The 1,481-nt window shown below is 69.1% G+C and carries 1 protein-coding gene; it reads left to right on the top strand.

What is annotated here, in order from left to right; genetic code table 11:
* The first annotated feature begins 7 nt into the window (after positions 1-7).
* The gene (locus tag ACFFIC_RS29975; protein WP_377057278.1) at positions 8-1,336 is read left to right on the top strand and encodes an IS1182 family transposase; all 1,329 of its coding nucleotides are present in this window, start codon (positions 8-10) and stop codon (positions 1,334-1,336) included.
* Positions 1,337-1,481 lie beyond the last annotated feature (145 nt).

The raw sequence follows: 1,481 nt of genomic DNA, 5'->3' as shown, positions 1-1,481 counted from the left end.
CGGCGGCATGACGAAGAGCTTTCGGCCCTGGAAGGTGGACGAGGTCTGGCTGCTGCCGCCCTCGGTGCAGGAGTTCGTACCTCAGGGGCATCCTGCGCATCTGGTCCGCGACATCGTGGCGGAGGAACTCGACCTCTCCGCCATCCTTTCGGCCTACACGGAGCCTCGTGGCTATCCGCCGTACCACCCGGCGATGATGGTGGCGCTGCTGCTCTACGCCTACGGCCGTGGTGTCTATTCGTCGCGGCGGATCGCGCGCGCCTGCGAAGAGCGCCTGGACTTCCAGGCGGTGACGGCGCTGAACCGGCCGGACTTCCGCACCATCAGCGAGTTCCGCCGGCGCCACCTGACGGCCTTGGCCGACCTCTTCGTGCAGGTGCTCACCTTGTGCCGACACGCCGGTCTGGTCGGCCTTGGCCATGTCGCGGTGGACGGCACCAAGCTGCGGGCCAATGCCTCCAAGCATAAGGCGATGAGCTACGCCCGGATGGGCCCGGCTGAGGCCGAACTGGCGGCCGAGGTCGAAGGCTGGCTGGCGCAGGCGGAGGGGACGGATGCCGAGGAGGACGCCACTCTCGGGGCCGAGCGGCGCGGCGACGAGATGCCGGCCTGGATGCGCGACAAGGCGCGCCGCCTGGAGCGGATCCGTGCCGCGAAGGCGGAACTCGAGGCCGAGGCGCTTGCTGCTGCGGCCGCCAAGCCAGATCCGGGAACCAAGGCCGATGGCTCGCCGAGTGGGCGTCGCGGACGCAAGCCGAAGCACCCGCCGGGCGAGCCCAGGCCCACTGCACAGCGCAACTTCACCGATCCGGAGAGCCGGATCATGAAGGGCCGCGACGGCTTCGTGCAGGCCTACAACGCCGGGGCTGCGGTGGACGCGACCGCGCAGGTCATTGTGGCGCATCACCTGACCAACAACGCCTCCGACCAGGACGCCTTGGGACCGCTGCTCGACGCCGTCACTACCAACACCGGCGTTACGCCCGCCGAGGTCTCCGCCGACAGCGGCTACTGCTCGGAGGCCAACCTGGCCGACCTCGACCGGCGCGGCATCCGCGGCTACGTCGCTACCGGCCGCGCCAAGCACCCCGATGGCGGCGAGGACCGTCGCCGAGGCCCACTGGTCTCGGCCATGCGCCAGCGGCTCAAACGCGCCGGCCGCCGCAGCCGCTACCGACTACGCAAGCAGGTGGTCGAACCCGTGTTTGGGCAGATCAAGGCGGCACGAGGGTTCCGACAGCTCCTCCTCCGCGGCCTTGAGAAGGTGAAACACGAGTGGGCGCTGGTCTGCACCGCCCACAACCTCACCAAGCTCGCCAAGGCAGCAACAGGATGACCCGCACTGCAAGCTGGCGCACCACGGGCGCCCCTCAACGCTCCACAGTGTCAGCTCGAAATGTGGTTACCGAGACGGGCTCCTAGTAGCGGTAGCACCGTCGTGCCGGTCTCCTCCGCCACGATATGGCGTAGCGCAGTTGTGC

It is taken from the genome of Muricoccus vinaceus (genome assembly GCF_042433125.1).
Lineage (GTDB): Bacteria > Pseudomonadota > Alphaproteobacteria > Acetobacterales > Acetobacteraceae > Roseomonas > Roseomonas vinacea.
Note: the sequence above shows the minus strand (reverse complement) of the source record. Positions and strands in the feature narration are given on the sequence as shown.